General features: G+C 73.2%; 4 protein-coding genes. All 4 read left to right on the top strand.

Annotation, left to right across the window (positions count from 1 at the left end; translation table 11 throughout):
• Positions 1 to 2,571 (top strand): beta-galactosidase (locus tag B9S61_RS02920; RefSeq protein WP_258039525.1); only part of this gene is annotated, 2,571 nt, incomplete at its 5' end.
• A 138-nt stretch (positions 2,572 to 2,709) separates the two neighbouring features.
• Entirely contained in the window at positions 2,710 to 3,945 is a 1,236-nt protein-coding gene (locus B9S61_RS02925) for a DUF6545 domain-containing protein (RefSeq protein ID WP_103540774.1), read from the top strand.
• Between the two features lie 91 nt (positions 3,946 to 4,036).
• On the top strand, positions 4,037 to 4,561 hold the full coding sequence (locus B9S61_RS02930) for a toxin (protein WP_103540775.1): 525 nt from the start codon (positions 4,037 to 4,039) through the stop codon (positions 4,559 to 4,561).
• A partial coding sequence (locus tag B9S61_RS02935) for an MAB_1171c family putative transporter (RefSeq protein WP_103540776.1) occupies positions 4,558 to 5,490 on the top strand: 933 nt, incomplete at its 3' end. The genes B9S61_RS02930 and B9S61_RS02935, both read left to right, overlap by 4 nt.

Below are 5,490 nucleotides of genomic sequence, written 5' to 3' on the forward strand. Positions count from 1 at the left end.
CTGGTCGACGGCCGGCGCCTGATGCTGTGGTCCGCCGAACTGCACCCGTTCCGGCTGCCGAGTCCGTCCCTGTGGCGGGACGTGCTGCAGAAGCTGCGCGCCCACGGGCACAACGCCGTCGAGGTCCCCGTGCCGTGGAACCACCACTCCCCCGCGCCCGGGAAGTACGACTTCACCGGGGTGCGGGATCTGAACCTGTTCCTGAACACGGCCGCCGAGGAGCGGCTGTACGTCGTCCTGCGTCCGGGGCCGTACATCGGCGCCGATGTGGACGCCGGGGGCCTCCCCGGGTGGCTGACCGCCGTCGGGGGAACCGCGCGGAGCAACGATCCGGAGTACCTGCGGCATGCCGACGCGTGGCTGAGCGCCGTCGACTCCATCGCCGTGCGGCACCTGTTCACCGGGGGCGGCGGCACCGTACTGCTGTACCGGATCGAGGAACCGGCCGGGGACCGGGCCGGTGATCCGGCCGTACGGGCCCATCTGGCCCACCTGTACGCGAAGGCGCGCGCCGACCGCATCGACGTACCGCTCTTCCACGGCGAGGGGATGTTCGGCCCCCGCGGGGACGGCACGCGCACGCCCGGGTTCCGGGCCGGCGCCGGGTACGGGAGGAGCGGCCACCTGAGCGACCTCGCCCTGGGGATCACCGCGCAGCAGGTCCGTCCGGTGTTCGGCGGGACCTCGTGGGGCTGGCTGCCCGGCTCGGGCGGCCACACCTCGTACGGCTCCGGCACCCCGATCGACGAGGGGCGCCGGCCCACTCCGGAGCTGGCCCCGCTCCAGCAGTTCGGGCATCTGGTGCGGACGGTGCCCGACCTCGCCCGGCTGGTCCCGGCGGGCGAGGTACGGGCGGCGGACGAACGGCTGGCCGTGGACCACCTGGCCAATCCCGACACCGGCGCCCAGGTGTACGTCGTGCGCAACGACACCGCCGAACGGGTCGACTCGATGCTGCCGGACACCGGGATCGAGGTGCCGGTCAGCGTGGCCCCCCACGACGCCAAGCTGCTCGTCTCGGGGCTGGACCTGGGCCGGCGGAAGCTGGCGTACACCACCGCGCAGCCCATGCTGAGCATGGCCGCCGGGCGGGTGGACGTCGCCGTGTTCGTCGGCCGCGACGGCGAGACGGCCCAGGTCGCCCTGGACTGCGAGGTCCAGCCGAACGTCGACCGGGCGGACGACGAGCCCGCGTGGACCTACGGGCGGGGCAGGCTGAACGTCGTCGCGCCGCTGGGGGTGGGCGGGCTGAGCCGGGTCCTCGTCAAGAAGGGGGACTCCGACACACCCATGGTGCTGCTGTTCGCCGACGACGCGACCGCGCTGCGCCTGTGGCCGTACGAGACCCCGTCCGGCTCCCTGCTGGTCTACGGCCCGGCGATGCTGCGCTCCGCGACCCCGCGCGACTCCACCGTCCATCTCGTCGGCGATGTCGACGAGGACACCGGGGTGGAGGTCTGGGGGCCGCGCGGGATCACCGAGGTGACCTGGAACGGGGAGCCGGTGCCCACCTACGTCGGCCGGGCCCGGAGCCTGGTGATGGAGGGGCTGATGCCGGACGCGCCCTCCGTGGACCTGCCCGGGCTGGGCGGCTGGCGGCGGCGTGGCGGGAACCCCGAGTCCCGGCGGGACTTCGACGACTCGGGGTGGACGGTCGCCGACCGGACGTCGTCGCACAGCGTCACGCCCGTGCCCGAGGGCGGGCCGGTCCTCTTCGCGGACGACTACGGCTTCCACTACGGCGACGTCTGGTACCGGGGCCGGCTGACCGACACGCGCGGCCTCACCTCGGTGTCCCTGTCCTGCAGCACCGGGACGCACGGTCTGCTGATGGCCTGGCTGGACGGACGGCCGCTCGGCACCCACCGCATGCCGGCGCCGGACGGCGACACGGGGGAGAAGGGGACGTGGACGGCCACGGCCCGCTTCGCCGTGCCGGAGGAACTGCGCGAGCGGGGGCGGCACGTGCTGTCCGTGCTCGTACGGCCGATGGGACACGACGGGGACGAGCGGGCGCGGGACACCCACAAGGCCGCGCGCGGGCTGATGGCGGCCGCGTTCGAGGGCGGCTCACGCAGCGTGGAGTGGCGGATCCAGGGGGCCGTGGCGCCGGACCGGGTGCGCGGGCCCCTGAACAACGGCGGGCTGCACGGGGAGCGCGAGGGCTGGCACCTGCCGGGACACGACGACCGGGAGTGGCGGGCCGTGGACCTCCCGCGCGGGGAACGGCGGCAGGGCGTGGCCTGGTACCGCACGGAGTTCCGCCTCGACATCGATCCGGACATGGACGCCTCCGTCGGGCTCACCCTGAAGGACGATCCGGAGCGCGCCTACCGCGTCCAGATCTTCCTCAACGGCTGGAACATGGGCCAGTACCTCAACGATGTGGACATGCAGCACGCCTTCGTCCTGCCGAACGGAATCCTGCGCACACGTGGTCCCAACACACTGGCTCTTGCCGTGCTGTCCGATGGGACCACACCCTCGGGGCCGGGCGAGGTACGGCTGACGCTGCTGGGGGCGGTGCGGGGCGGAGTCCCGGTGAAGGCGGTGGACTCACCGGGAGGGTGAGTCCACCCGCGCGTCGAGGACCCGGGCGGGAACCCGGGGCGGGACCTTTCGCACCCGGCATCGCATGACGCGGACACGTCCCGCCGCGTAGGCTCGAACGGCTGTCGGTGCGGCGGGCGATGAGAGTGAGGGAACGCGATGGGGTGCGTGGACGCGGCCATGGGGCCCGCCTCGTCCCTCGGCGCGTTCTACACGTCCTTCTGGTGGATCCCGGCGGGTGTGCTGGCCGCCGCCCTGGCGATCAAACTCCCGACGATCATCCGGCTGTGGAAGGACCCGCTGCTGCGCGCGGTCGGCGGACTGCTGCTGCTCGCCTGCGCGGTGTTCGTGTTCGTCGCGCCGTCGACCATCGCCCGGGTCAACCGGGTCACCGGCGTGCCGAACATCTCCGCGCCCTGGGTGTACTCCCTGCTGACCGCCTTCTGCGCGTCCTGCCTGGTGCTGATCATCGCCTGGCGCGACGGGCTGCCCGAGCACTCCGCCTCCACCCGCCGCGCCACCCGCTGGGTCGTCTCCGTCTACGGGGGTGTGATCGCGCTGCTGTGGGTGCTGTTCGCCCTCGCCGACGTGCCGGTGGAGCGGACCCGGGACCTGGACACCTACTACGCCACCACGCCCTTCATGCGCGAGGAGATCCTGCTCTACCTCCTCGCGCACACCACCGCGGTCCTCATCACCTCGAAGCTGATCTGGAACTGGATCCGCACCGACGGACTCGATGCCTGGCTGCGCTGGGGACTGAAGTTCCTGGGCGTCGGCTACGCGCTGAACCTCGCTTTCGACGCCGCCAAACTGACCGCCGTGGGGGCCCGCTGGACCGGGAACGACCTGGACTGGCTCAGCCTGCACGTCGCCCCCGCGCTGGCCTGTCTGTCGGCCGTGTCGATCGCGGTCGGCTTCATCCTGCCGCACGCCGGCCAGTACCTGCACGAGCGCTGGCGGATCCGGCTGGCCCACCGCCGGCTGCGGCCGCTGTACCTGCTGATGCGGGGCGTACAGGGCTCCGGCCTGCCGTTCGTCCTGCGTGCCAGCCCCGAACTGCGGCTGACCCGGCGCGAGACGTTCATCCGTGACGTGCTGCTGCCGCTCGCCCGCCGCACCGACGAGCGGCTGCGCGAACGGTCGTACGCCGCCGCCCTCGGCCTGGGCCTGCCGCCGGAGCGGGCGAGGGCGTTCGCCGCGGCCGTGGTGATCCTCGACGCGGTCGGGGCCGGTCCCGGCGCGGACGGCGGCGACGCCGGCCACGACCCCGACACCACGGAACTGCTCCGCGAGATCGGCGCCGTCTCGCGGGCCCTGCGCCATCCCGACGTGATCCGGCAGATCCGTGCCCGCGCGCCGGCACCCGGGGACACCGTGGGGGTCACCGAGTGACCGTGCCGCACGCGGAACTGGCCCGGACGGTGCCCGTCTTGGCATATTGCACAGGTGACCGAGCCACACCCAGGGGAACAGGGAGACAGCGGTGCGTACCAGGAAGGAGATGCGTCGCCTCGCTGACGCCCTCATCGACCCCATCGAGGTGGCGGTACCGGCCGATCCCGAGGTGCTGTTCGACGCGCTCGTCGCGTCCGTCAGCGCATGGCGGGGACGCGAAGTGCTCGTCCACCGCGCGGCGTTCCCCCCGCACACCGCGAGCGGACTGTGGCTGGAGCGCGAGAGCCACGACGACGTGGTGGTGGACGAGCGGGCCGCCGTGTGGCACCAGATCGTGATCTTCTGCCACGAGGTGTGGCACATGAGCCGCCGCGAGGCCGGCCCGGACACCGGCACGGACCCGGGACCGGTCGCCGCGCGCACCGACTTCAGTCTGGCGGAGGAGCAGGAGGCCGACCGTTTCGGCATGCTGATGGGCCGCCGGCTGCGCACCTGGCTGGAGACCTCCACCGGCTCCGGGTACGCCGTCGGGGGCGGCGCTGGCTCCGACGATCCGCAGGACCTCGCGGGACGTATCGGGGCCGCGCTCAACTACCGCGGGACGAAGAGATGAGCGGCCTCATCAACTACGTCAGCTGCGGGGTGCTGTGGCTCGGCCTGCTGGTCAAGGCCCCCGATCTGCTGCGGCACGGGCGTGATCCGTATCTGCGGGCGCTCTGCGCGGTGCTGGGGCTGGCGGGGCTGTGCTTCTTCCTCGGGGCACCGCCGACCGTGGGCGCCGTCAACCGGATCGGCGACGTGCCCAACCTGGCGGCGCCGGTCACCTATGCGGCGATCACCGGGTACTGCGCCGCCTCCCAGGTCCTGATCGTGCACTGGCGCGGGGGACCCCGGGTGCGCCGGACCGTCCGCCGCTGGATGCTCGCCTACGCCGTCGTCGTCCTCGGCATCGCGGTGACGTTCGCCCTCGGTGACGCGCCGGTGGAGCGCCGCACCGACCTGGACACCTACTACGCGACGACGCCGTTCATCGCCCAGATGATCGTGCTGTACCTGCTGGCACACCTCACCACCACGACCGTCACCACGGTGTCCGCGCTGCGCTGGGCACGCGGGGTACGGGGCGGGCTGCGGGCGGGGCTGGTCCTGCTCGGCACCGGCGCGCTGTGCGGGGCCGGATACAGCGTGGTCAAGCTGATCGCGGTGGGCGCCCGCTGGTCCGGGCGGGACTGGTCGTCGCTCGGCACCACCGTCTCGCCCGCCGCCGCCGGTCTCGGCGCCCTGCTGACCGTGGTCGGGGTGCTGGTGCCGCTGGTGACACCCCGGGTCGCCGAGGGCCTGCGGGCCCGGCGGACGTACGCCCGGCTCGGACCGCTGGAGCGGGCGCTGGACGATCTGCTCACCCGCCGGACACTGCGGCTGCCCCGGCCCCGGCTCGCCTCCCCCACCACCCGGCTGATGTGGCGCCAGACCAGCATCCACAACGCGCTCAGCCATCTGGACGCCTACTTCGACCGCGAGTTGTACGACCGGACCCGGGCC

Source organism: Streptomyces sp. SM1 (assembly GCF_002910825.1).
Lineage (GTDB): Bacteria > Actinomycetota > Actinomycetes > Streptomycetales > Streptomycetaceae > Streptomyces > Streptomyces okerensis.

What these genes read in the sequence shown, in the direction of transcription:
- B9S61_RS02925 (WP_103540774.1), top strand. Translation starts at nt 2,710, where the DNA reads ATGGGGTGCGTGGACGCGGCCATGGGGCCCGCCTCGTCCCTCGGCGCG.